The organism is Dehalobacter restrictus DSM 9455 (assembly GCF_000512895.1).
GTDB lineage: Bacteria > Bacillota > Desulfitobacteriia > Desulfitobacteriales > Syntrophobotulaceae > Dehalobacter > Dehalobacter restrictus.
In genome coordinates this window covers 1,864,628-1,889,728 of record NZ_CP007033.1, presented here as the reverse complement: position 1 = coordinate 1,889,728, position 25,101 = coordinate 1,864,628, and the positions used below count along the sequence as shown (strand labels likewise).

Sequence of the window (25,101 nt, the reverse complement as noted above, 5' to 3'; positions counted from 1 at the left end):
CTAATAATAATCACCATGATCGACGAAGAATGACACCCACCAGATACAGAATGTTAACCGGTTTGACCGGTTTTTCTGTTTTTGGGACAGAAATAAGCCATGCTGAACAAAAGCCCGACGGTACGGTTGTTTTTGATGAAAGATATGGTAAAATCTGAATAGAACAAAGAGAACGGGGTGTTTTCTTATGACAGTCAAAGAGTTAAATCAGCTCTTAAAGGAAAAGGGCTATAAATTTACCAGCCAAAGACAGTATGTTTTTGAGGTAGTAACGGAAAACCAGGGAAAGCACCTGAACAGTCAGGAGATTTTCGAGCTTGTCCGTAATAGATTTCCCGAAATTGGTGTTGCTACCGTCTACAGGACGCTATCACTGTTGGAAGCGATGGGGCTGATTTACGGTGTTGATTTTGAAGATGGATTCCGCAGGTACGATATCGTGAAAGATGACGAGGAACACCGGCACCACCATTTGATTTGTCTGGAGTGCGGAGCCATTAAAGAAGTCGAGGAAGATTTGCTCGGAACAATTGAAGAAAACATTATGAAGAAGAATAAATTCAAAGTGATTAACCATCGTGTTAAGTTTTATGGTTATTGCGAAAAATGTCTGGCAAAGATCGAACGTGATCAAAGATCATTAACGTAAAAAAATTATGATGTCATAAGGCATGGATGAGGAATAATGGCAGTAAATCAAAAAACGAACGTCGTAAGGATCCTTGAATCAAAAGAGATCTGGCATGAAGTCTATGAATATGAAGTGGAAGACGGACTGATAGACGCTGTATCCGTAGCCCGGAAGATGGGATTTGACCCGGAACGGGTATTTAAAACGCTTGTTACAACCGGAAAAACAACAGGTACCAATGTTTTCATTATCCCTGGAAATTGCGAGCTGAATTTAAAAAAAGCTGCCGAGGCAGCCGGGGACAAAAATATTGAGATGCTTAAATCTAAAGAACTTTTGCCGCTCACTGGCTATATTCACGGCGGCTGTTCCCCTATCGGGATGAAGAAGGATTTTCCGACCTATCTTGAGGAGATGGCCTCGGAATATGATTACATCATTATCAGCGCGGGAAAAATCGGGATGCAAGTGAAACTTGATACGGCGGAACTCGTCAAACTGACGGATGCCAAACTGGCTGACCTTGTATAGTTCATCGGCTTTGTACTTTCTAGAACCGGTTAGAACTTCTCAATTGAGAATTATCCGTAAGAGCATCCTAGTAAGAACAAATCTTTATACTTCGCTATAGTACCGGTGCCAGAAGTCGCGAAATGGACTCTTTAAACTTGATCAGACCGGAACGCTTCGCATATTTTTCGGGCGTCAGTTCGGTACATAAAAGCAGATCTTCATTATAAATTTTACAGAGATTTTCCGAAATGCCGACATCATAAATAAATGCATTGACTTCAAAATTCAGTCGAAAGCTTCTGATGTCAAAATTCGCCGTACCGACAGAAGCTATTTTTTTATCGACCACGATGGTTTTCGAGTGCAGAAAACCGTTATTGTAGATATAGATCTTGGCCCCGGCTTTGATCAGTTCCCCGACAAAGGAATACGTTGCCCAGTAGACAAAAATATGATCCGGTTTGTTCGGGATCATTATTTTTACGTCGACACCGGACAGCGCGGCAATTTTCAGAACTTCGAGGATACTGGAGTCAGGTACAAAATAAGGCGTGTGAATATAGATAGATTTCTTGGCGGAGTTGATCATTTTGATATAACCCTGCTTGATTTCTTCGTGGGGAGAATCCGGGCCGGAGGAGACGATCTGAATACCGCTCGTTCCGACAACTGCTGGTTCCGGATAATACTTCGCCGAATGCTTGATTTTTTCACCTGAAGCAACTTTCCAGTCCAGCAGGAATCTCGTCTGCATACTGAGAACGGCGGTGCCTGTTATTTTGAGGTGAGTATCACGCCAATACCCCATCTTTTTCTTCAGGTTGATGTATTCGTTGCCGACATTGAAGCCGCCGATATAACCTATCTGACCGTCAATGATCACTAGTTTACGGTGGTTTCTGTAATTGAGCCTTAGGTTAATATAACTCAGAAATGAAGGGAAAAATTTTTCGACACTTCCACCGGCATCAATCAGAGGCTGAAAATCATCCTTCCGCAGTTTGTTACCGAAGGAATCAACCAATAGCCTGACTTCAAGGCCTTCTTTGGCTTTTTCGGTCAGAATTTTGATTAATTGCAGCCCCAACGAATCTCTTTTAATAATAAAATACAGAACGTGAATATGGTCTTTGGCTTCGAGGATCGTGCGAAAAAGGTCTTCGAATTTCTTTCTGCCGTTTGTAAATATTTCTACGCTATTGTCCTGGGAAAAGAGTGCCTGGCTCTGAATCTGATGTAGCAGAATCATATCTTTGTAGTTTTCCATCGCTGGGTCATTAAAGGTCAATCTTCCAGACTGAAGATCTTCAATTTCTTTGTTTAAAAGCGCAGCATATTTCAAATGTTCCTCCGCTCCGAGTTGGAACATTTTTTTGCGCGTCAGATTCTGAGAAAACATAAAATATAGAATCGCTCCACCGGCGGGGAACAAAAATAAAACAAGAATCCAGGCCAAGGTGGAGGTTGGATTTCTTCTTTCTAAAAAGATAACGGTACAGGCCAGTAAAATATTGATAATATATAAAACGGTAACAACGTGGGAACTGAGTTCTGTAAAGGATAGTGTCATTATATCGTTCCTCTCAAAAACATCTGTTTATTCTTTTATATCAGAAAGATGTCAAGCTGGCAATTATTTTGTAAAATGGCAAATTTTCATAGAACGGCACAATACTGGGAATAACATGGAGAGGATAAAATATTCCTAATTGGAGGCAAGCCATGACGATTCTTGCACTGCTCACAGCTTGCTTGATTTGGCTGCTGGTTTTAGCGCTGTTCAAAATCAATCTGGTCATCGATTATACTTTCAAAAATTTTAGCAGTATGCTGAAGATACATTATCAAGCTGCATTGTTCCGGTCCAATCTGGAGATAAACATTCCGGCAGAGATGGTCTCGACCGGCTTTCTTTATTTTCTGTTGAACAGCATAGAAAATATACAGCAAAATGACTGCCAGGACAGAAAATCAAAAAATAATGCTGACTCGACCAGAAAACGTTACCGGTTGATAATGCATTTTCTGCGGGAGGTTGTTCGTCATTATGGCTATTCCTCCGCAAGTATCAGACGGCTGCAACAAGGTTTTTCCAAAATCATCCGCTCTTTTTATCGCAAAATGACAGTTCATTCCCTCCAGGCCGAGCTTGAGCTTGGCGGCAGGGATGCTGCTGAGACGGGTTACTTGACGGGAGCCTGCTGGACAGCCTTCGGGTTTATCTCGGCAAGACTGCACAGGTATAACCCACTAAAGCAAGATGACTTTAGATACCGGGTAATTCCGAATTTTACCGAAAATATATTTTTATTTAGACTTTGCTGCATATTAAATCTAAAAAGCAGCCATATTATTTTTACAGGCTATAAATTCCTATTAATGATCTTAAAAAACAGGAGGACTAGGAATTATGGATGAACATCCAATTGAAAATCTGATGCAGACAGCGATGGATAGTATCCAAAAAATGATAAATGTAAACACAGTGATTGGAGACCCGGTCGAAACACCAAGTGGCTCTGTCATTATACCTGTTTCCAGGGTATCCTGCGGTTTTGCAGCCGGCGGCAGCGAATTCTCTTCCGCTGAGGGAGAAAAAGAGGAGGAGAAAAAAAATGAAAACGCTTCCAAGATGCCTTTTGGTGGAGGAAGCGGCGGTGGGGTATCGGTAAAACCTGTAGGTTTTCTGGTTGTAAACCAAAATCAGGTCCGACTGCTTCCGGTCGAAGGGAATATGATTGCAGAACGTATCATTGACGAAATGCCTAATCTAATGGATAAATTGTCCCATATGGTCAATAGAAAGAGATTCCACCGTGAAGACGGGTATGAAGAAAGATGCTAATAAAGTATATATGCCGGCAAACAGCATGTCCCTGATATCGTCGAGATATTTTTGAAATTGTCTATTCTTCTATTCCCCCTGCTGAAAACATACATTTTAAGCAGGGGGTTTCTGTTATGGTCAATTTGATCTGGCTGGTTATGCTGATCTGCGGCATTATTGTCGCTGCCCTGAATGGAAATATTGATCAGGTCACTGCGTCGGCCCTTCAGGCTTCTGAACTCGGGATAGAAGTGGCAATCCAGTTAATGGGTGTCATGAGCCTGTGGCTGGGTATCATGCATATTGCCGAAAAAGCAGGACTCATCCGGCACCTGGCCAGAATAAGCGCCCCGTTGGTCAGAAAACTTTTTCCGTCGCTCAGGGCGGATAGTCCTGCCTTCGGCCCAATTGTCATGAATCTCTGTGCGAATATCCTCGGTCTGGGTAATGCCGCTACGCCGTTTGGCCTGAAGGCCATGCAGGAGTTACAGAAAGAAAACCCGGATCAGGAAACAGCCAGTCCGGCGATGATTACGTTTCTGGCGCTGAATACGTCCTGTATTACGATTATTCCGGCTACAATCATTGCTGTCAGAATGAAAGCCGGATCGGCCAATCCAGTCGAGATCATTGGGACGACAGTTTTTGCCACAGGGTGTGCCATGGCCTCAGCCATCATTGCAGATGTTCTTTTTAGAAAGAGGAACGGATTATGACCATCATCTCTGAGCTTGCCAGATGGGCTATTCCGTTTATTTTATTTTTTGTGCCGCTTTATGGTTACCTTCATAAAGTTCCAGTCTATGAGACATTTGTTGAGGGGGCGGAGAATGGCTTTAAAACCGCCGTAAAAATTATTCCGTTTTTAATTGGAATGCTGGTGTCCATTAAAGTGTTTGTGGATTCTGGCGCCCTGGATCTGTTAATCAACCTTCTTCGACCTCTTTTTTTAGCTATGGACTGGAATCCAGACCTGTTAGGCATTATTCCTTTGGCCGTTATGCGGCCACTGAGCGGTTCAGGGGCCCTTGGGGTTGCAACTGAACTGATCCATCAATACGGACCTGATTCGTTTATCGGCCGGCTTGCTTCCACGCTCCAAGGAAGCACAGATACCACCTTTTTTGTGCTTGCCGTCTATTTTGGCTCAGTCGGCATCAAAAAACACAAATATGCTTTAAAAGTCGGACTGCTCGCTGATGCAGTCGGACTGATTGCTTCAATCTGGATCGTCAGCAGGGTCTTTGGCTAAGGGTTTGCTTTCTGCAGTTTTTTTGCTAAAATCAATTGAGAGATGTTTCGTTAATGGTGGTTTTTTGATGGATTGTTCCGGAGATCAATCTGAACGTTTGCAAAAAGCGATGGCTCGTTTGGGCGTCGCTTCTCGGCGTCATGCCGAAATTCTGATCAGTCAGGGACTTGTAAAAGTGAATGGACAGACCGTAACGCAGCCGGGTTTTAAGGTAACGCCTGAGGATGTCATCGAAGTCAACGCTAAGACGTATTCTTCAGGACCAAGCGAAGACCTGGTCTACGTCATGCTTTATAAACCTGCGGGTGTTATTACAAGTGTTACGGACCCCCATCAAAGGAAAACGGTCATTGATTTACTTGGCCAAAATATTAAAGAAAGAGTCTATCCGGTCGGCAGACTGGATTATGACACTTCAGGACTTCTGCTTCTGACCAATGACGGGGAACTTACATTTCGGCTGACGCATCCAAGTTTTGGCGTGGAAAAAGTATACCGGGCCTCAGTCGCCGGTAATATTTCTGATCAGGCAATCAGGACGCTTGAGTCGGGTGTACACCTCGAGGATGGTATGACTTCTCCTGCGAAAATTAAGAAGCTTTCCCGTTATAAAAGCGGCAACCAGACCGAAATTGAGCTTGCCATTCACGAAGGAAAGAACAGGCAGGTCAGGAGAATGCTTGAGCAGGTCGGATACCCCGTTTTTCGCTTGCGCAGAATCTGTTTTGGCCCGCTCCAGCTGGATCCAAAAATGACGGCAGGAGAATACCGACTGTTAACGACTTCTGAAGTCAATGCTTTGAAGGAAGCAGTAAGTATACGGTGATTATTTTATATCATTTGTAAGGAATAGGTAATCAATGCGAAATAAATATTGATAATTGCGGGGAGAAAGCATGAATCTGAAACCAGCAAAAACGAAAAGAATCTACGAAGAAATAGTTGATCAAATCAGTACGCTGGTTGCTGAAGGACAAATCAAAGCAGGTGATAAGCTTCCTTCCGAACGGGATCTTGCGGAGAGGCTGCAGGTCAGCAGGGCGTCTGTCCGGGAAGCGCTCAGTGCTTTGGAAATTATGGGTTTGCTGGAAATCCGAAGCGGAGAAGGAACCTATATCAAACATGTTAATATCGCGTCTGTTATTGCTCCTTTGCCATGGGTGCTTTCTCTGGAGAAAGATACCATTTTTGAAATGATGGAGATAAGAAAAATCCTGGAGACCCAGGCTGCCGCACTGGCAGCAGAAAGGGCTGAATATCAGGATCTTTCCGCAATGAGGGGTTCTCTTATTGAGATCAGAAAGGGTCAGAATACGGGCCGGCAGGGCTATCCCTGTGACCGGGATTTTCACGATGCTATAGCTAAAGGAACGAAGAATAAGATGCTGATTCACATGCTCCATATGATTTCAGATATCATGCACCAGACATTGAAGACGAATTGGGCAGATACTTTTGAAAAAGAGGGCATGTCGGAACTTCTTTATCAGGAACATGAGGAAATATATCAGGCGATCGAAGCAGAATTACCTGAAGAAGCGCATGCCGGAATGCTTCGTCATCTCGAAAGAATTGAAAATGAATTTCGCAAAGGATATGAATAATCATGAAGAAATACAATCAAATGCTGTATCATCCCGACAACTGTCTGAACAAGAAGAAGCCCTATCCCCGGGAATGCAGGCTTTGTATTGAAGCCTGTCCGCATAAGTCCATCGGTGATAAGAAAGAGATTTCGATAGAAAGCTGTACGGAATGCGGTGTCTGTATGGCTGTTTGCCCCTCTGACGGTTTTGTGGACAGAGACATGAAAAACCTCGGAGAGTTCCTTTTGGAAAACGGAAATTGCGTATTAAATTGTCCAATGGCTGCGCCTGCCGGTTATGAAATTGCCTGCCTCGGGATGCTGGACAGGGATGCCTGGACAGTTTTAATGCTTTTGGCTGAATCCAAACAGGTCAGAATCCTTACAGGGGACTGTTCCAATTGCCAGGATAAACAGGCTGCAGCGGTCAGCCAGCGCTTCTATCTGGAGGTTAGCCAGCAATGGACGGATCATCCCGGGTTAAAGCTGGAGATTCTCCCTGCTGAAGAAGGCGCAGCAAAATCGGATTACGGTCCCGGACGTTTTGCTCGTGGCCGATCGAAAAAAGGGTTGAAAAACAGGTTGCGTGAATTTGGCAAAGATAGAATCAAGGCAGCGTTTCCGGCTATCGAAGCAGAAGAATCCTATACCATTCCGAGGACCCGTCAATGGCTGGCAGAGACACTGAAACAGAAACCAAATAAGAAGGTGCCTTTTCAGGCAATCAGATATACCGACCAGTGCAACGGTTGCGGCGTTTGTACCAAAATATGTCCGCAGCAGGCGCTCACACTGAAACAGAAAGAGAATAAAATGCTTTTGATTTATGAACCGCTCCAGTGCGTTCAATGCGGTCGCTGTGTGGACATCTGCGGTTTCCGGGCTCTGAGCTTTGCATATCTGATGTTTCCGTTCAAGTTTCTGGCCGGTAAGGTTATTGTCGGAGAAGCAAATTCCTATTATTGCCGGGAGTGCGGCAAACAGATCTTCATCGATACGGATTCAGGCCTATGTGCTGCTTGTGCAGCGCATTCCACGAATATTGAAGGTAGGTAAACAGCCACGCTATGCATCCTACTCCATTTGAAGTTGTCTAGATATTACGGAGACTGATCTCTAAAGTTATTTTAGAAAGTGTTGTTGGTTTGCGATCAACATATTGGAAAGCAGGGAGGATGGATTGTGGTTAAAAAGGTTGTTGTAATAGGCGGTGGGGCTGCAGGCATGATGGCAGCGGGCCAGGCTGCTTTCGTTGGAGCAGAGGTGGTACTCCTTGAAAAAATGACGAGACTCGGCAGTAAGATTGCGATCTCCGGTAAAGGTCGGTGCAATCTTACCAATGCGGGGGATATCAGTAATTTTGTAAGTTTTTATCCCGGAAACGGAAAATTTCTATACGCTTCCTTAAAAGAGTTCGGCAATGAGGCGTTGATTCATTTTTTTCAAGACTATGGTGTCGAAACAAAAGTAGAAAGAGGTGGAAGAGTGTTTCCGACAGCCGACGATTCGGAGGTAATCGTTAAGGCTTTAAAGAAGTATCTGGAACGAACATGCGTAAAAATCAGGCTTAACCAGGCTGTCAAAAAAGTCATGATCGAAGACGGGAAAGTAACCGGTGTTCAGCTGGCTGTCTCCGATGAAGTGCTTCCGGCAGATGCTGTGATCGTTGCCACGGGAGGAGCATCCTACCCTGGAACAGGATCAACCGGGGACGGATATACGCTGGCTGAAAAAGCAGGACATCGGATCATTAAGCCGCTGCCTGCGCTTGTTCCGCTCAAAACCCTTGAAAAATGGCCGAAAGAGCTTCAAGGATTGACGCTGAAGAATACGGCTGCCTCAATCTGGATCGACGGGAAAAAGCAGGGAGAAGAATTTGGGGAGATGCTGTTTACGCATTTTGGTTTATCCGGTCCGATTATTCTAACCTTAAGCAGGATTGCTTCCAAGGCTTTGGACCAAAAACAGAAGGTTGAGCTGAAAATAAACCTAAAGCCCGCCCTTACTTCTGAGCAGATAGATTTAAGGCTGCAGAGGGATTTTCTGAAGTATGGCAACAAGCAGTTTAAGAACACCCTGGACGATCTTCTCCCGCAGAGTATGATTCCTGTGATGGTCGCTTTATCGGAGATTGACCCAGAGAAGGTTGTTAATAAAGTTACTAAAGAAGAAAGGAAAAGACTCTGCCGGTTATTTCAGGAGCTTGTACTTCATATAACGGCGACACTCGGTATGGCGACAGCAATTGTTACCTCTGGGGGTGTTGATGCCAAGCAAATTAATCCAGCTACGATGGAATCCCGTTTGGTTAAAGAGTTGTATTTTGCTGGAGAGGTCATCGATATCGACGGCGTAACAGGCGGCTACAACCTCCAGGCAGCTTTCTCAACCGGCTACAAAGCCGGAAAAGCGACGGCCAGGATGAGCTAATGGCGAATGAGCCATAGAAGCCAGGAGCGACAAGATTATGGCGGACGGCTATACCACTCTTAGGTAGGTCTGGGGGCCACAATACCACTTTTCGGCTATTGCGCCCTCCATGGCGCAAAAAGCCGCGCTCCGCATCGTGCTCCGCTCACAGCGGAACTGTGGCCCCCAGACCTACCCCAGATAAGGTTTTATAGATGCCTTACAGAATGATGTCGGTATGCAAATTCCTGACGGCGCATACATATTACTGAGGTGAGTCAGATGCGCTCCAGGAGATTTTCTTTCCCGCGCCAAAAAGTGTCAAGGTTTCAGGGATTTGAGAAAACAGCCATCAGGATTATGGCAGTTTGTACAGTATTGTTAGGGCTGTATCAGCTGAAAGCATTTACCGACCCCGTCGAGTTCTATTTGAAATTTTCCGGAGAAATAGATGCCCCGGCCTTTAAATACAGCGAAAATGTAAACAGCGGCTCGATTAGTCTCTCCTTTGAGATAACTCCTGACAGTGTTGTAATGGTTAGACAAAATGACCAGGATATTGGAACCATTGAAAATGGGAAAAGCATCACAGTTGAACCGGGAACCGTTGTTCTGGATGCAACCAGCATTCCTTATCCGGTCACTGTCAATGTGATTCTGAATAGTAAAACATATTCGATTGAACTTAACGGGGATGTCAAAAGTTTTGATGTGAAGTTAAAATCTGCGGAGGCCAGCTGATAAGCTCGTCGTAAGTCCCTCAAGATAAGCTTTGCTAATCTCCGGAAATTCATGTAAGATAATGAAAGCAGGTGTTGTTTTTTTCTGACATCGCCTCTTTTTTTAGCGTGTAATTGTTTGTTAGCGTCATGAAGAACGTTTGCCTAGAAGGAGGATTGACTATGGTGCCGGATAGTAAGACGGTTGCTCTGGCTGCTTTAAGAATGGCAATGAGTGAAACCAGAGAAGAGGAAAGTGCGCTTAAACAGAAATTTTTAGCGGATAACATCAAGTCAGTTGCCGTAGATTACGGCGGAGATTATCTTGCTTCAATTAAAAAGCTTGTCGAAAGGGCGATTGTTGCTTCGAAACGTGAAGGGGTAATCCACGATTCCCATGGCGACGAAGGCGCCGTCGCGGGCGCGACACGTGAGGCTTTAAGCCAGATTATGCCGAAAGCAGCGGGGCTGAATATCGGAGGAAAAATTGGGATTGCCCACCGCGGTGATCATCTCAGCGTGGCCGTGTTTTTTGGGGTAGGGCTGCTGCATTTGGATGAAGTAGCCGTAGGCCTTGGACACAGGGTTGCCCCACGAAGCTGAAAATATAGAAGACTTGGCTGTGGCCAATCCTTTTGGCAACAGCCTTAGTTGCACTTAGATCTATCAGAAAGGAACGTATTCTTTCTGATAGAATAAAAAGGCTCCGGTTAAGGAGCAGAGTGTCAGTGAATAAAGATAAGAGGCGATGATCGCTGATTCAGATTTCGCTTTCGTGTGCTGCGAACATATCATCATTCGAATCTTTTTGCCAGAACTTCTGAATGTGTTTTTCGATTTTTTTGCCATATCTTTTATAAGTACAACCCAGCAAAAATCCCCCCACCATGGCAGAACCCATGAACAGCAAGCTATGATCCGATTTTTTGGAATAAAGCATCCTAACAGCCTCCTTCCGCTGTATATATTTCTGTGTAATTCATTTGAATTTATTATGTATAGATCTGAAAAAAATAATCTAGGATAATTTATGTAATTGCAGGGGATGAAATATGAAGTTGAATTTTAAGGCCTTAGCTTATTTTGTGATCGGTGTGGCAGTTGTTTTTTTATTGATGCCATTCATCAGTTATTCTATCTATCAGTTCTTTCCTGAAATCAAAACGGCCTATTATCTTTCCATGATTACTTCGAATACCCTGTTTGTTTTTTTGATTATGCTGATTATGTTCAAAAATAGGCTTTCCCTGAATGACCTGGGCTGGAGAAGGACCAGTTTTGCTTCCGCCCTTATTGATGTATTCAAAATCTGTTTTTTGGTCTGGCTGATTAATATGATCTATATGGTACTTCTGTATTATTCAGGCCAGACGACGGCAGAAAATGAACTGGTAAAGCTCCTGCAGGACCCGACAATTTCCATGTTCATTGCGAACATTTTTCTGATCGCCGTTATTGTTCCTTTTATTGAGGAAACGCTGTTCCGGGGAGTACTGCTCGGCTGTTTGCGGAATTATTTCGGCAAATGGACGGCGATTGTAATCAGTGCTTGCATTTTTTCCGCTCTGCATTTTGATTTGACCGGCTTCATTCCGAAGCTGGTTCTCGGAATCGGACTTGGCTTTTTATATACCAAACATGATTCGATTTATCCGGCAATCGGGCTTCATGCGCTGAATAACTTACTGGCGGTTATCGGGGTCTCAGTATCTTAAACCGTAAAGTGAATTGTAAGCGATCATTTTGCTGTGGTATAATTTTGGCAGATGCGAGCTTCGAAACAGCGCGCAAGATTAAGATTTTTTCGATTGGAGCATTGTTTTGGAACATTTGCGTGAAAATCATTTGCAGGTGGCGATTGACGGTCCTGCCGGGGCAGGAAAAAGTACCATTGCGAGAATCGTTGCCGACAAACTTGGCTTGTATTATCTTGATACAGGTGCGATGTATCGATCTGTAGCTTATAAAGCCCTTGCTTCAGGAATTTCCCTTCAGGATGAAAAGGCAGTAACAGGTCTAGCCCGGATCATTGACATCAGACTAAGCCATAATGACCGTCAAACCGTATTCTGCGACGGGGAAGATGTTACCTCTAAAATCCGGGATGTTGAGGTAAGCAGGGCAGTATCACTGATTGCATCTTATCCCGGGGTTCGTAACCGGCTGGTTGAACTACAGCGTCAGGAAGCACTGAAGGGCAATATCGTGATGGATGGCAGGGATATCGGTACATACGTCCTACCGGATGCCGGAATTAAGATTTTTCTGACGGCTTCGGCTTCTGAACGTGCACGTCGGAGATACCTTGAGAATATCAAAGAGGGTAAGATGGTATCTTTGGAAGAAATACGCTCGGATATTGAAAAACGAGATGTAGTAGATTCCCAGAGAAAATTTGCACCGCTGAAACCAGCTAAGGATGCGGTGATCCTCGATACGACAGGGTTAACGATTGATGAAGTTGTTGCCAAGATCATTAGAATTATCAGGGAGGGTTAAAGTGATGCTGTATTCATTGGCGAAGGGAATCATGACCCTTGTTCTGAAGGTCAAAGGATGTAAGATAACAGGCCTGGAAAATTTTCCTGCAGAAGGACCTGTGATTATAGCCTGCAATCATATAAGCCTCTGGGATCCGATTATTGTTGGCTGTTCGATGCCAAGACAGGTATATTTCATGGCGAAAGAGGAGCTTTTCTCGATACCATTGTTAGGGCAGATTCTGCACGGACTTGGTACTTTCCCGGTTAAACGTGGGAAGGGCGATATCGGGGCATTCCGAAAATCGGTCAGGCTGTTAAAAGAAGGAAAAGTTCTGGGGATATTTCCGGAAGGTACCCGCTCCAAAACCGGTAACATTCAGGAAGCCATGGCAGGGATCGTTTTGATTGTAAACAAAAGCCATGCCCCGATTCTGCCGGTCAAGGTATATGGAGCCAGAGGATTATTAACCCAAAAAAGGGGCAAGATAGGGATAATTATCGGTAAGCCATTTTATGCCGATAACCTTGAAATCCCTGAAAAGACTGAAAATAGCAGGGAATGGCTTGCCAATAAAATCATGGATGTTGTGAATGAAATGTAAAAATCATAAAAGGTTAACAAAGTATTAGAAGGAATTTTGTTTTTCTCAGCGAAATAGACGTGATAGGCATAAAAGGAGGGCAGTTTTGTTGACGATTCAGCGAGCGGCAAAAGCAGGTTTCTGTTTTGGAGTTAAACGGGCGATTGAATTGGCTGAAAAAGCTGCCGGCACCGGGTTGACTGCATCTTTGGGACCGCTCATTCATAACCAGCAAGTTGTTGATTATTTGGCTGAGAAAGGATTGGAAGTCATTCACTCTGTTGATGAGGCTAAAATGGGTCAACAGCTTGTAATCAGGTCGCATGGCGTTCCCCCGGAAACGTACGAGGAAGCAAAGGAACGCGGAATTACCATTATTGATGCAACGTGTCCTTATGTTCAAAAAGCGCAAAGAATGGCCGCAAGCTCATCAGCAAACAGTTTTGTCATTGTTGTCGGTGACAAAAGCCATCCGGAAGTTAAAGGGATCCTGGGATGGGCAGGAAGTAATGCCCTCGCCATAGAGACGCTGGCCGAGGCTGAAGATTTGCCGTACTACCCGAGAATTACAGTCTTGGCCCAAACAACACAGCAAAAAAGCCATTTTTTTACGGTTGTTGAAGAATTGAAAAAACATACTGGGGAGCTGATCGTCCAGAATACGATCTGCGCGGCAACTGAAGAACGTCAGGCCTCAGCCAGGGAATTGGCTGAAAAAGTGGATCTGATGATTGTCGTGGGGGGCTTGAGCAGTTCCAACACACGAAAACTGGGATCGATCTGCAGTGGGAAAACGAAAACATACTGTATCGAAACAGCTGAAGAATTACTGGAGATCTGGTTTACGGATGCTAAAATTACAGGCCTGACAGCAGGAGCTTCCACACCGGATTGGATTATCGAGGAGGTTTACAAGAAAATGTCGGAGTTTATGGAAAAAACACAGATCCAAGAGGCTGAGGAAAGCGTTGTGAAGACGGTTAGTACAGTTAGTGATGAAGAGAACATGATGGAAAATTTTGATAAGGGACTGCCCAAACTTTATCGGGGCGCGATTGTCAAAGGGACCGTCGTAAAAATAACAGGCGATGAGGTATTTGTGGATATTGCGTGGAAATCGGAGGGCATGATTCCTTTTGAGGAGCTTTCCGCTACTAAGGTTTCGAATATTAATGATCTCGTTAAAATTGGTGACACGATTTCCGTGATGGTCATGCGTGTTGAAAACCAAGAAGGCTACCCTGTTTTATCCCGTAAACGGGCCAATGAGGTTGAAGCGAAGGAACAGTTGGCCCATCTGGCCGAATCAAAAGAAGAAGTTCAGGCAGTCGTTACGGAAGCAGTCAAAGGCGGACTTCTGGTCGACCTCGGAATGAGAGGCTTTGTGCCTGCTTCTCAGGTTGAGACCGGCTTCGTAGACAATCTTGAAAAATATATTGGGAAAACACTTCGTTTAAGAGTCATCGAGTACGATGAATACAAGAAGAAACTGGTTCTTTCCCAAAAGGCTATTTTAGCTGAAGAGCAGGAAGGTAAAAAAGAAAAGCTTCTGGAGACGCTTAAAGAAGGCGATATCGTGAAGGGAACAGTCCGCCGCCTGGCCGATTTTGGTGCGTTTGTTGATCTTGGCGGTATTGACGGGCTGCTGCACATCTCGGATATGGCTTTCTCCAGAGTAAAACACCCGTCGGAGATCGTGAATGTCGATGATGAAGTTGAAGTTCAGATCTTAGCGATTGATACCCAAAAAGGCAGGATTTCCCTCGGGTTAAAACAGCTTAAAACGAATCCGTGGTCTGCTGCTGCTGAAAAATATGCCGTGGGATCCATCGTACACGGCAAAGTCGTCAGAATCGCACCTTTCGGTGCTTTCGTAGAACTGGAGGACGGGATCGATGCGCTGGTGCATATTTCCCAGCTGGCCGACCACAGGGTCATGAAAGTACAGGATATCGTACAGGTTGGCCAGGAGATCACAGCCAAAGTCATCGATTTTAAACCGGAAGATAAAAAAATAAGCTTGAGTATCCGGGAACTGCTTACGGAAGCCAGTGAGGCCAGTGCCCGTCAGGATTTGGAGAACCAACCGGAAATACCTGAAGTTACGATAGGCGAGAAAATCGGAAATATTCCGGATACAGACGTGGACACACTTTAATAAAATTAATGCATCAAATGGCTTCTTGCTTTGATTTGGCAGGAAGTCATTTCACTTCAGACGGAATTAATGCAACAGGAGGTCAAAAGATGGCTGTTCAGAAGATAAAAACAAAAAAACCTGACTTTATTCTGTTATTTTCTGCAGTCATCATTTTGGCAGTTGGTCTGATTATGGTTTTAAGTGCCAGCTCCTCTTTTTCCTATGAGAATACCAATAATTCTTATTATTTATTTTTTAAGCAGCTGCGCTGGGTAAGCCTTGGAATAGTGGCAGCCGGGGCGGCGGTTTTTATTCCTTTGAAGTTTTTCCGGAAGATTTCCGGGCTGAGTATTCTCGTCAGTGTCATCCTGCTCCTGTTGGTCGAATTCAGCAATATGTCTATTACTACGAAAGGATCGGCCCGCTGGCTGGATATTTTTGGGATGTCCGTACAGCCATCGGAGATTGCGAAACTGGCCATCGTTTTTTTCTTCGCCTATATTCTTAACCGCTATCCGATAAAGAAGTTTACGGATATCTTCCTGCCTATTGGTGTGCTCGCGGTCATTTTCTTGCTGGTTTATAAACAGCCCGACCTTGGAACCGCGATTGTCATCCTGGCAGCAGGAGGGTTTATGCTTTTGATGACCGAGCTTCCGACAGGTTATTTTCTGGCTGCGATACCTCTAATTGGCATCCCGGGATTCTACCTGGTCAAAGGTGAAGAGTATCAGTGGAACAGAATTTTAGGCTGGCTGCATCCATGGGAATATGCAACGACCTTCGGCTACCAGCAGATTAATGCCCAGATAGCCTTCGGGTCGGGTGGACTGCTCGGGATAGGTATCGGGAGAAGCAATGAAGGGCTCGGGTTTTTGCCTGAAAATTATACGGATACTATTTTTGCCGTGATCGGACAAGAATTTGGTTTCTTCGGGACTTCGCTTATGCTTTTGTGTTTTATCGTACTCATTGGGCGCGGCTATGCCATATCCCGGCAATGTCCGGATGGATTCGGACGGATGCTCGGATTTGGGATCACAACGATCCTGGGCATCCAAACCATGATTAATCTTTGTGTTGTAACCGGTCTTTTTCCGGTAACGGGGATCACGCTTCCTCTCGTATCCTATGGAGGAAGCTCCCTGCTTGTAACCATGTTTGAAATAGGTATTTTGTTGAATATTTCGCGCTTCCGACAGGATAAGCTGTTGCGAAGCAGCTAGCAGACTAATCATAAGGTTGTTTATGTTTCAATTTGGGTAGTTATTTGAAAAATGGTTTACTAGTACCTTTATAATAGCCATTATAGTATAATAAAAAGGTTAACCAAGTGCTAAAACGTTTTACGTTGGAAAAGGATGGAAAAGATGCCCAATGGGTTGATGGTATCTGCTGTCATGAAAAACAGTATTGCTGCTGAGATGGAAATCGAACCCGGAGATGAGATTCTCCAGGTGGATCAGCACAATGTTCAGGATATTTTGGATTTGCAGTATTGGACCGCTGAAGAAGAATTTACATTGATCATTCAGAAGAAGAATCATGAGATCTGGGAACTGGAGATTATCAAGGAACCGGAGGAACTGCTTGGTATCGAAGTCAGCAGCGTAGGCCGAGACGGACTAATGAAGTGTCGGAATAACTGTGTTTTCTGCTTTGTCCGGCAGATGCCTCCCGGGATGAGATCATCGCTGTACGATCTGGATGACGATTACCGGTTGTCGGTGAACCAGGGGAGCTATATCACTCTGTCCAACCTGAAGGAGAAGGATTTTCAGAGAATCATCGACATGCATCTAAGTCCTTTGTATATCTCCGTTCATGCATGGAATCCCGTCGTCAGGGAGAAACTGATGAGAAACAGGCAGGCCGGGAAGCTGGCGGAGCAAATAAAAAGGCTTGCTGAAGCTGGTCTTGTTCTTCATACGCAGATCGTTCTGGTTCCTGATTACAATGACCGGGAGATCTTGCAGGAAACCGTGGAGAACCTTGCGGCCTTTTTCCCACAGGTTCAGTCCATTGGGATTGTTCCGGTCGGCTTAACAAAGTACAGGGATGGATTGCCTGAACTTCGGACTGTAACGCCGGAGGAGGCCAAGGAAGTCCTGGATATCGGCATAGAATGGCAGCAGAAATACCGAAAACGGACCGGCCTAAACCTTGTTTATTTTTCTGATGAATTTTATATCCTTGCCGGCAGAGATATTCCGTCATATCCAGAATATGATGACTTTCCGCAACTGGAAAACGGCATTGGCATGGCCCGAAAGTTTCAGGAAGAAATCCGGATGTGTCTCTGTGACCTGCCGAGGCAGATTCCGGAAAGAAAGATACATCTCGTAACTGGTTCATCGGCAGCGGCATATTTCCGGTCCAGGGTCGCGGAGCTGCCTGCAGTTCAGGGTGTACATATTACAGTTCATGAGATTGGCAACCGTTTTTTTGGACCTGCGGTGACCGTAGCAGGGTTGCTCACGGCTCAGGACATCGCACTGCAACTGGGTGACCTGCAGGGAGAGTATTTCTTACTGTCGCGCGTGATGCTGAGAGCCGGTGAAGAAGTATTCCTCGATGGATATGATGTCCGGTGGTTGACCGAACAGGTCAATGGCATACCGGTAGTTGTGGAGAATGATGGTCAATCTTTTATAGAAGGACTTTTTGGGATAACGATTGGAGGTTCGGAAAATGAGTAAACCTGTGGTAGCAATTGTCGGGCGTCCGAATGTCGGGAAATCGACGCTATTTAACAGAATCGTCGGCGGCTTGGTGGCCATCGTTGAAAATACCCCCGGGGTAACAAGGGACCGGTTATATTTTGATGCTGAATGGCTTGGCAGAAAATTTACGCTGATTGATACCGGCGGTATAGAATTTAAAGATGAAACGACACCGCTTTCATCGAAGATGAAACAGCAGGCCGAAATCGCAGTCGATGAAGCTGATGTCATCATGTTTCTTGTCGATGCCAAATCCGGGATTACGCCGGATGATCAGCAGATCGCCAGATACCTGCGGAAATCGAGCAAACCGGTATTGCTGGTTGCGAATAAAGTAGAAAAATTTACCCGGTTTGAGGCAGAGGCCCATGAATTTCTGCCGCTGGGTTTCGGTGATCCGATTCCGGTCTCGGCCGTTCACGGCATGAATACCGGGGATCTTCTCGATACGCTTGTTTCGGCCCTGCCGGAAGATGCCGCGGCCGACTATGACCCAGATGTGATTAAAATCGCCGTGATTGGCAGACCGAATGTCGGCAAATCATCCATTGTCAATATGCTGCTCGGGGAGGAACGGGTCATTGTCAGTGACATACCCGGAACGACCAGGGATGCGATCGATACCCCGTTTACGTATGAAGACAGAAATTATGTATTGATCGATACGGCCGGCATCAGGCGCAAGAAAAAAATCTCCGAAGTCACGGAAAACTACAGTGTAGTGCGTTCTTTCCGGGCGGTGGACAGGTCGGATGTCGTACTGATGGTGATTAATGCCATCGAAGGCGTAACAGACCAGGACAAGAAAATTGTCGGCTATGCACATGAAGCAGGAAAAGGTCTCATTCTTGTGATCAATAAATGGGATCTAGTGATCAAAGATGAGAAAACCATCAATAAATATGAAAAAGATATCCGGGAAGAACTGGCTTTTGTCCTTTATGCACCCACGCAATTCGTTTCGGCCAAGACAGGCCAAAGAATCAATAAAATTATGGATCTGGTGGAATTTGTTGCGGAGCAGACCAGCAGACGTATCTCGACCAGCACCTTAAACAACCTGCTACGGGAATGGGTGCATCTGAATCCGCCGCCATCGGATAAAGGCGTACGGTTAAAGATTTTATATGCAACACAAAGCAGTGTTCAGCCCCCGACCTTTATATTCTTTGTGAATGATCCGGAGCTTGTTCACTTTTCGTATAAGCGCTATCTGGAAAATCAGCTGCGTAAGAACTTTGGCTTTGAAGGTTCGCCAATCAGAATGATCATGCGAAAAAGAGACGAAGAAAAACAATAATCTGCAAGTAAGAGAAATGAAGGAGAAAGTTTCATTATGTTTGCGTATCTGATTTTTTTGCTTGCTTATCTTCTGGGAGCACTACCATCTGCTTTTCTGGCAGGCAAGATCAAAAATATAGATGTTCGGAAGCATGGAAGTGGCAATATGGGAGCTACAAACACCTTCCGTGTTCTGGGTCCATTGTGGGGAATCGGCGTACTGGCTGCGGATGCGCTTAAAGGCGTCCTTGCAGCTTACCTTTGCTGGCTGGTCTTCGGCCCCTGGGGTGGCATTGCCGGTGGTCTGCTTGCGATGCTCGGACATAGCTTTAATCCGTATTTTGGCTTTAAACGAACCGGTAAAGGTGCTGCCTGCGGTTTGGGTGTCATTGTTGTTCTGGTGCCCAAGGTAACAATTGTTGCCCTGGTGGTTTTTATTCTGGTTGTGCTCGTAAGCAGGTACGTTTCGTTGGGATCAATTCTAGCCGCAGTTACCGTGATTATCATGGCTTTTGTTTTTCAGGAGCCGCTCGAGTATAAAGTACTGGCCTTGGTAGGCGCCTCAACAGTGATTTTCCTGCATCAGTCCAATATTAAAAGAATCCTTAACGGGACTGAAGCTAAGTTTGGTAAAAATAAAGGGGAGTGAAAACAAAGTGAAAAAAATTGCAGTGTTTGGTTCAGGGAGCTGGGGAACAGCAATTTCTCTTCTGCTGGTCAGGGCAGGACATAAGGTCTCCCTTATCGGGATTTTTTCAGATGAGATAGAGCTGATGAAACGAAAAAAGGAAAATATTCAGTATCTTCCGGGATGCTTTCTGCCGGACGAGATTACCCCGACGACGGACTTAAAAGAGATTGATGCTGAAGCCGTTTTCGTCAGCGTACCTTCCCACGCGGTCAGAGAAAGCGCACGTCTGATCAAGCCATACTTAAGACCTGGCTGCATCATGATCAATACGGCCAAAGGACTCGAAGAGAACACAGGGTTAAGGCTTTCCCAGGTACTTGAGGAAGAACTGCCGGGTCATCCGATTGCGGTCTTATCCGGCCCGAGTCATGCGGAGGAAGTCGGCAGAGATGTTGTTACAGCCGTCGCCGTTGCCGCCAAGGATATCAAAGTGGCCGAAGCCGTTCAGGATCTGATCATGACTTCGAAATTCAGAGTGTACACAAATCTTGACATGATCGGCGTTGAGATGGGCGGGTCGCTCAAAAATATTGTTGCACTCTGTACCGGTATCCTGGATGGGATGAACCCGAAAGACAATACCAAAGCAGCCTTAATGACCAGGGGCCTGGCTGAGATGACCCGACTCGGGGTGGCTATGGGCGGTCAGCCTGAGACTTTTTACGGTCTGGCCGGAATAGGGGATCTTATTGTGACTTGCACAAGCCTGCACAGCCGGAACCTGCGGGCAGGAAGGGCACTGGGCGCCGGTAAGCCGCTAGATGAAGTCCTGAGGGAAGTCGGCATGGTCGTGGAAGGCGTTCGCGCGACAAAAGTCGCCTTTGAGCTGAGTAAAAAATATGGTATTTCTATGCCGATCACCGAACAGGCCTACAAAGTACTATTTGAAGGACTTAGTCCGAGCGAAGCACTTGAGAACCTCATGATGCGAGGTAAAAAACATGAAACAGAGGATATGGGGATATTAGGGCGTTAAGTCTTGGGATATAGTCCTGAGATAAGCTTAGCATGCATTTTAGAGTTGACAAGGTACTAGGCTGCTGACAAATTTGTTAGCAGCCTTTTGCTTTGCTTACTTCTTTTAGTTTAATTTAGTTTGCTTTGACGCGCCCTGAGATCTGATGCGGTTCATCCTCCCGGCTGTTCTTCACAATATATATTTCCAATGCCTTGTGACAAAGAAATCCGAGTTTGATACATAATACCAGGAAAAAGATCCCGAGCATAAGCATGATGATGGTTCCAATAATGATTAACAGTGACGAGATCATATTCAGCGCACCTCCGTTTTGTTGTGGATACTGTGTTCTTGCCTATATGTATTGCAAATAGCGGAAGATATTCTTGAGTCCTCAGAAAAAATGGATAAATAATTTAGACATAAATTCGTCATTTCTTCAATATAAATATAATGCTTGAGGTGCTAGTCCTGTTGTTAAGTGTGAGAAGACAAAACAAGCAAAAAAAGTAGATTTCAGGTCCTTGCTGGAAGGACAGCATACTAAAAGGGAGGGAAAAGATCTATGCAAAACTATGATATTTTCAGCGATATTGCTGAAAGGACAGGAGGGGATATTTATTTCGGTGTTGTCGGTCCCGTCAGGACTGGAAAATCTACATTTATTAAACGTTTTATGGAACTCCTGGTCTTGCCGAACATAGTCAATGTATTTGAGCGGGAAAGAGCACGGGATGAGCTTCCGCAAAGCGGCGCGGGCCGCCGAATCACAACGACGGAGCCCAAGTTTATTCCTTCTGAGGCGGTTGAAGTTGTTTTGAAGGATACGATTCACATGAATGTCAGAATGGTGGATTGTGTCGGATACGCTGTGAGTGGTGCACTTGGTTATGAGGGGGAAGAAGATGAACCACGAATGGTTCATACCCCCTGGAATGACGAACCGATTCCTTTCGAGGAAGCGGCTGAAATAGGTACCCGCAAAGTGATTACTGACCATTCTACCTTGGGTATTGCCATCACGACAGACGGATCTATATCCGAAATTCCGAGAGAAAACTATCTTGAGGCGGAGCAGCGGGTCGTTTCCGAACTGAAGGAAATAGGCAAACCATTTATTCTGCTGCTGAATACGACCAAACCCTACGCGGAAAGCACCATGGAGCTATGCCGCGGCCTGGAGCAGGAATACCAGGTGCCGGTCATTCCGGTAGACTGCATGGAAATGAACTTAAATGACATTTCTCAGATCCTTGAGGAAATTCTGTATGAGTTCCCTGTTGCCGAAGTCAATATTGAGCTCCCCAAATGGGTTGAAGAACTGGACCTTTCCCATCCGATCCGGGCCGAGTTTGAGAACGTCATTCAAAAATCGGTTGGGGATATCAAGCGGATCAGGGATATCGATCATGCCCTGGAGATATTGTCTGAATGTCCGCATTCCAAAGACATTATTCTGAAAGAGACCGATCTCGGAACTGGCCATGCCGAAATCGAGATCACCACCGAAAAAGATCTGTTTAAACAAGTCCTGGAACAGCTGACGGGAATTAATATTGAAGGCGATCATACCCTTTTAAGAATGATTTTGGATTATAGCAAAGCCAAAAAAGAATGGGATAAACTCTCGAAAGCTTTTGAAGAAGTCAAAACAAACGGCTATGGTGTTGTCACGCCGCAACTGGATGAAATGTTTCTGGAAGAGCCAGAACTGGTAAAATCCGGAGGTCATTTCGGAATCAAGCTTAAAGCAAGCGCACCGTCCCTGCATATTCTGAGGGCGGATGTCACGACGGAAATAACGCCGCTGATCGGGACAGAAAAGCAGGCCGAAGAACTGGTCAAGTATCTTCTGGAAGAATTTGAATCTGATCCGAAGAAATTATGGGGGTCCAATATTTTCGGTAAGTCCCTGCATGACTTGGTTAGGGAAGGAATTCAGAACAAGCTTTACAAGATGCCGGACAATGTCCAGATCAAACTGCAGGATACGCTGCAGCGTATCGTGAATGAAGGACACGGCGGTCTGATCTGCATCATTATTTAGAGGAGCATGAACAGATTTTATCTTCGTTTTTTTGAAAGAAAGGGAAAGCCTCACACATTAGGCTTTCCCTTTCTTTAACTAATCTGGTTGTCAAAACCGTCAAAAAATGATTATAATAGATGAAAAAGCATGCTAAAAAAGTTGGGAGCTGAATTGTGTGAGCAAACAGAAAAAAGATTTTCTGTTGGTAAGCAAGGAGATTCTTCCTGAGGCGATTACGAAAACAGCTCAGGCTAAAGAACTTTTGGCGAAATTTGATGTACTGACTGTGAATGAAGCCTGTGAGAGGGTCGAAATAAGCCGGAGCGCATTTTATAAATATAAAGACGGAGTTTTTCCGTTTTATGAAGCAAGTAAAGAGAAGATGATTACGCTGTCTTTGCTGCTAATGGACAAAGCAGGGATTTTGTCAAATGTTTTAAACTATGTCGCTTCAGTCTCCGGAAATATCATTACCATCAATCAGGGAATCCCGCTGCAGGGGATTGCCAATGTCTCCCTTTCGATCGAAACAGAAAAAATGGAAGAAACTGTGGAAAGCCTGGTGTCAAATCTGGGTGAGCTGGATGGTGTACGTAAAATCGAATTGATTGCTAAAAGTTGAAATGTACCAATGTGATTTGTTTTTGTTTTTTGTAGTTTGTTTTTTGCCGAATTTTGCTTGATTTTTTGACCTCGGTATGATAAATTGTATTAGTGTTTCGCAAGGGACAGATGTCGGGGCGTAGCTCAGCTTGGTAGAGCGCTACCTTGGGGTGGTAGAGGCCGCACGTTCAAGTCGTGTCGCTCCGACCAGTAAAATAAAGCCTATCAGGGCTTTTTTTGTTGCCCGGAAAGGCGAAAATGACCGTGTAGTGTAAGTTTTAGTGCAATTTGAAATTATGCGTTTAAATGGGATTCTTTTTGGGTGTAAATTTTTTCTTTTAAACAAGCTGTTTAAGTTAATTGCAGCCTGTTTTTTTATTTCCGGCATTGTTCTGGTCCTTCTTCCTGGACTCCTAAGAGGATCACCGCCTGGGTGTATGTCAAATTGCGCACTGGTGCGTAATTTGAGTTGCCGTCGGAAGCATCGGGCAGCTTGCACCCGTACTCTCTGAAGACCTTCATCAGGCTTTCCGCCGTACTCTGACGGTTATTTGGAAAATAGAAAAAATTATTTCTCGAACATACAGGCTTTAGGGCAGACAAGAAGGGAATACATACAATAGCGAGAAGTAAGCATAGTCCGGATAGAGAAAGGGCATGCTATTCAGGAAGCACCTATATTCAAGCAGCAAACGATGAAAGGATAGCCGGTATGGGAAAACATAAAAAGAATGCAAGAGCCAAATCGTCTCTGACGGTAAGTGATCCGCATTTTACAGATTATGATATTCAAAAGGAACGTAATATCCTACAGATACAAGCCGACAAACCGAGCCATTCCTGAAACGAAGATACCGATCGTAATCCGGGGAAACCCGGATTATTTATGTATATGATCTATTTAGAACATTTTTTTATGATTTCCAATGATTGTTATTCTATGATTTCCAATGATTGTTATTCATTGATGATATTGATAAATGATTTATAATAAGAGAAACATATAAACAGACTAGGAATACCGGATATGGGATAGAAGGCGGCAAACAAATCTTGGATAAAAGAAGTGATGAAATGAATAAAGCCATTATTGTTGAAGGGAAGACAGACAGGGAACAGCTGCTGAAGGTACTGGACGAACCTGTCGAAATCATCTGTACGTACGGAACCATTAATCAAACGAACCTTGAAAGGCTCATTGACGAAGAGAAATATGATGAAATTTATGTGCTGGTCGATGCGGACGAGCCGGGAAATAAGCTCAGGCGGAGCATCAAAAATATTTTTCCGAATGCCCGGCATATGTATACCAGAAGAATATACCGGGAGGTGGCATCAACCCCGCTTGAGGAAATATATGATATTTTGAAAAATGCTCACTTTGACGTGAAAGAAATACCTTAATAAGAGAAATCCAGCCTTGTAACAAAAAAGTAACAAAAAATATTAATAATCCCCAAAAAATATCAAAATTCGCTTGTGTTATTCTTCACTTTCTGATATTATCTTGATAAAGTAGTATATACAAATATATATATTTGTATATATAAATATGTTTGTTTCTTTCTAAGGTATTTTAAGGGGTTAATCCTTAATTAAATTTTCACAATATTTTTGTAAAAACAATATTGTGAAAAATTTCACTATTGATATTCAACTATCGACAGAATAAACTA

Annotated in this window: 29 protein-coding genes and 1 tRNA gene; 26 read left to right on the top strand and 4 right to left on the bottom strand. The window is 44.5% G+C overall.

The window, feature by feature from the left end; genetic code table 11:
- Nucleotides 1-187: 187 nt before the first annotated feature.
- Together DEHRE_RS09075 and ybaK are read left to right on the top strand one after the other, a co-directional pair.
- Entirely contained in the window at nt 188-649 is a 462-nt protein-coding gene (locus tag DEHRE_RS09075) for a Fur family transcriptional regulator (RefSeq protein ID WP_019226328.1), read from the top strand.
- A 36-nt stretch (nt 650-685) separates the two neighbouring features.
- Entirely contained in the window at nt 686-1,162 is a 477-nt protein-coding gene (gene ybaK / locus DEHRE_RS09070; protein WP_019226329.1) for a Cys-tRNA(Pro) deacylase, read from the top strand.
- A gap of 94 nt (nt 1,163-1,256) precedes the next feature.
- Here the strand turns inward: ybaK and cls are convergent, their stop codons facing one another.
- Nucleotides 1,257-2,714: a cardiolipin synthase gene (cls, locus tag DEHRE_RS09065; RefSeq protein ID WP_019226330.1), complete on the bottom strand. Its 1,458-nt coding sequence runs from the start codon at nt 2,712-2,714 to the stop codon at nt 1,257-1,259.
- A gap of 152 nt (nt 2,715-2,866) precedes the next feature.
- Between cls and DEHRE_RS09060 the strand changes: the two genes are divergently transcribed.
- The 10 genes from DEHRE_RS09060 (at nt 2,867) to DEHRE_RS09015 (ending at nt 10,539) form a co-directional block, all read left to right on the top strand.
- Nucleotides 2,867-3,562 (top strand): DUF2953 domain-containing protein, encoded by a 696-nt coding sequence (locus DEHRE_RS09060; protein ID WP_019226331.1) that lies wholly within the window; start codon nt 2,867-2,869, stop codon nt 3,560-3,562.
- Nucleotides 3,555-3,989, top strand: a complete 435-nt coding sequence (gene ytfJ, locus DEHRE_RS09055) for a GerW family sporulation protein (protein ID WP_015043070.1) — start codon at nt 3,555-3,557, stop codon at nt 3,987-3,989. The genes DEHRE_RS09060 and ytfJ overlap by 8 nt, the downstream gene beginning before the upstream one ends.
- 116 nt (nt 3,990-4,105) lie before the next feature.
- A complete protein-coding gene (locus DEHRE_RS09050; RefSeq protein ID WP_019226332.1) occupies nt 4,106-4,687 on the top strand; it encodes a nucleoside recognition domain-containing protein in 582 nt (193 codons plus the stop codon).
- Nucleotides 4,684-5,223, top strand: coding sequence for a spore maturation protein (locus tag DEHRE_RS09045; protein ID WP_019226333.1), 540 nt, complete (start codon nt 4,684-4,686; stop codon nt 5,221-5,223). The genes DEHRE_RS09050 and DEHRE_RS09045 overlap by 4 nt, the downstream gene beginning before the upstream one ends.
- A 67-nt stretch (nt 5,224-5,290) precedes the next feature.
- The gene (locus tag DEHRE_RS09040) at nt 5,291-6,049 is read left to right on the top strand and encodes a pseudouridine synthase (RefSeq protein ID WP_019226334.1); all 759 of its coding nucleotides are present in this window, start codon (nt 5,291-5,293) and stop codon (nt 6,047-6,049) included.
- A 70-nt stretch (nt 6,050-6,119) separates the two neighbouring features.
- Complete coding sequence (locus DEHRE_RS09035; protein WP_019226335.1) at nt 6,120-6,827, top strand: FadR/GntR family transcriptional regulator; 708 nt, start codon at nt 6,120-6,122, stop codon at nt 6,825-6,827.
- A gap of 2 nt (nt 6,828-6,829) precedes the next feature.
- Nucleotides 6,830-7,864, top strand: coding sequence for an NADH-quinone oxidoreductase subunit I (locus DEHRE_RS09030; RefSeq protein WP_025205827.1), 1,035 nt, complete (start codon nt 6,830-6,832; stop codon nt 7,862-7,864).
- A 126-nt stretch (nt 7,865-7,990) separates the two neighbouring features.
- Nucleotides 7,991-9,238 carry a BaiN/RdsA family NAD(P)/FAD-dependent oxidoreductase gene (locus tag DEHRE_RS09025; protein WP_019226337.1) on the top strand — a complete coding sequence of 416 codons (1,248 nt, stop codon included), beginning with the start codon at nt 7,991-7,993 and terminating at the stop codon, nt 9,236-9,238.
- Between the two features lie 261 nt (nt 9,239-9,499).
- Nucleotides 9,500-9,958 (top strand): hypothetical protein, encoded by a 459-nt coding sequence (locus DEHRE_RS09020; RefSeq protein WP_019226338.1) that lies wholly within the window; start codon nt 9,500-9,502, stop codon nt 9,956-9,958.
- A 161-nt stretch (nt 9,959-10,119) separates the two neighbouring features.
- Complete coding sequence (locus tag DEHRE_RS09015) at nt 10,120-10,539, top strand: HutP family protein (RefSeq protein WP_019226339.1); 420 nt, start codon at nt 10,120-10,122, stop codon at nt 10,537-10,539.
- 157 nt (nt 10,540-10,696) lie between these two features.
- On the opposite strand, the gene DEHRE_RS09010 is transcribed toward DEHRE_RS09015, so the two are convergent.
- On the bottom strand, nt 10,697-10,876 hold the full coding sequence (locus tag DEHRE_RS09010; RefSeq protein ID WP_015043061.1) for a hypothetical protein: 180 nt from the start codon (nt 10,874-10,876) through the stop codon (nt 10,697-10,699).
- A gap of 112 nt (nt 10,877-10,988) precedes the next feature.
- On the opposite strand from DEHRE_RS09010, the gene DEHRE_RS09005 reads away from it, so the two are divergent.
- The 9 genes from DEHRE_RS09005 to DEHRE_RS08965 all read left to right on the top strand — a co-directional run bounded on the left by DEHRE_RS09005 (nt 10,989) and on the right by DEHRE_RS08965 (nt 20,811).
- Nucleotides 10,989-11,651, top strand: coding sequence for a CPBP family intramembrane glutamic endopeptidase (locus tag DEHRE_RS09005; protein ID WP_019226340.1), 663 nt, complete (start codon nt 10,989-10,991; stop codon nt 11,649-11,651).
- A gap of 106 nt (nt 11,652-11,757) precedes the next feature.
- Nucleotides 11,758-12,435, top strand: coding sequence for a (d)CMP kinase (gene cmk, locus DEHRE_RS09000; RefSeq protein WP_019226341.1), 678 nt, complete (start codon nt 11,758-11,760; stop codon nt 12,433-12,435).
- A gap of 4 nt (nt 12,436-12,439) precedes the next feature.
- Nucleotides 12,440-13,021 carry a lysophospholipid acyltransferase family protein gene (locus DEHRE_RS08995; protein ID WP_019226342.1) on the top strand — a complete coding sequence of 194 codons (582 nt, stop codon included), beginning with the start codon at nt 12,440-12,442 and terminating at the stop codon, nt 13,019-13,021.
- Nucleotides 13,022-13,109: 88 nt separating this feature from the next.
- Nucleotides 13,110-15,158, top strand: coding sequence for a bifunctional 4-hydroxy-3-methylbut-2-enyl diphosphate reductase/30S ribosomal protein S1 (locus DEHRE_RS08990; protein ID WP_019226343.1), 2,049 nt, complete (start codon nt 13,110-13,112; stop codon nt 15,156-15,158).
- An 89-nt stretch (nt 15,159-15,247) separates the two neighbouring features.
- Nucleotides 15,248-16,366, top strand: a complete 1,119-nt coding sequence (locus DEHRE_RS08985; protein ID WP_019226344.1) for an FtsW/RodA/SpoVE family cell cycle protein — start codon at nt 15,248-15,250, stop codon at nt 16,364-16,366.
- A gap of 144 nt (nt 16,367-16,510) precedes the next feature.
- Nucleotides 16,511-17,839, top strand: a complete 1,329-nt coding sequence (locus tag DEHRE_RS08980; protein WP_019226345.1) for a DUF512 domain-containing protein — start codon at nt 16,511-16,513, stop codon at nt 17,837-17,839.
- On the top strand, nt 17,832-19,163 hold the full coding sequence (der, locus tag DEHRE_RS08975) for a ribosome biogenesis GTPase Der (protein ID WP_019226346.1): 1,332 nt from the start codon (nt 17,832-17,834) through the stop codon (nt 19,161-19,163). The genes DEHRE_RS08980 and der overlap by 8 nt, the downstream gene beginning before the upstream one ends.
- Before the next feature lie 36 nt (nt 19,164-19,199).
- The gene (gene plsY / locus DEHRE_RS08970; protein WP_019226347.1) at nt 19,200-19,793 is read left to right on the top strand and encodes a glycerol-3-phosphate 1-O-acyltransferase PlsY; all 594 of its coding nucleotides are present in this window, start codon (nt 19,200-19,202) and stop codon (nt 19,791-19,793) included.
- Between the two features lie 7 nt (nt 19,794-19,800).
- Nucleotides 19,801-20,811: an NAD(P)H-dependent glycerol-3-phosphate dehydrogenase gene (locus tag DEHRE_RS08965; RefSeq protein WP_019226348.1), complete on the top strand. Its 1,011-nt coding sequence runs from the start codon at nt 19,801-19,803 to the stop codon at nt 20,809-20,811.
- 115 nt (nt 20,812-20,926) lie between these two features.
- Here DEHRE_RS08965 and DEHRE_RS08960 read toward each other — a convergent pair whose 3' ends face one another.
- Nucleotides 20,927-21,106 (bottom strand): hypothetical protein, encoded by a 180-nt coding sequence (locus tag DEHRE_RS08960; RefSeq protein ID WP_019226349.1) that lies wholly within the window; start codon nt 21,104-21,106, stop codon nt 20,927-20,929.
- A gap of 252 nt (nt 21,107-21,358) precedes the next feature.
- On the opposite strand from DEHRE_RS08960, the gene spoIVA reads away from it, so the two are divergent.
- From spoIVA to DEHRE_RS08945, 3 genes are all read left to right on the top strand, one after another.
- The gene (gene spoIVA, locus DEHRE_RS08955; protein ID WP_019226350.1) at nt 21,359-22,840 is read left to right on the top strand and encodes a stage IV sporulation protein A; all 1,482 of its coding nucleotides are present in this window, start codon (nt 21,359-21,361) and stop codon (nt 22,838-22,840) included.
- 157 nt (nt 22,841-22,997) lie between these two features.
- A complete protein-coding gene (locus tag DEHRE_RS08950) occupies nt 22,998-23,444 on the top strand; it encodes an ACT domain-containing protein (protein ID WP_019226351.1) in 447 nt (148 codons plus the stop codon).
- 114 nt (nt 23,445-23,558) lie between these two features.
- A tRNA-Pro gene (locus DEHRE_RS08945) sits at nt 23,559-23,635 on the top strand.
- A gap of 165 nt (nt 23,636-23,800) precedes the next feature.
- Here DEHRE_RS08945 and DEHRE_RS14430 read toward each other — a convergent pair.
- Complete coding sequence (locus tag DEHRE_RS14430) at nt 23,801-23,947, bottom strand: DUF3102 domain-containing protein (protein ID WP_083221945.1); 147 nt, start codon at nt 23,945-23,947, stop codon at nt 23,801-23,803.
- 190 nt (nt 23,948-24,137) lie between these two features.
- Here DEHRE_RS14430 and DEHRE_RS15485 point away from each other — a divergent pair, with 190 nt between their 5' ends.
- Nucleotides 24,138-24,269 carry a hypothetical protein gene (locus DEHRE_RS15485; protein ID WP_019226352.1) on the top strand — a complete coding sequence of 44 codons (132 nt, stop codon included), beginning with the start codon at nt 24,138-24,140 and terminating at the stop codon, nt 24,267-24,269.
- Between the two features lie 230 nt (nt 24,270-24,499).
- Nucleotides 24,500-24,829, top strand: a complete 330-nt coding sequence (locus tag DEHRE_RS08940) for a toprim domain-containing protein (RefSeq protein WP_025205825.1) — start codon at nt 24,500-24,502, stop codon at nt 24,827-24,829.
- The last annotated feature ends 272 nt before the right edge of the window (nt 24,830-25,101 follow it).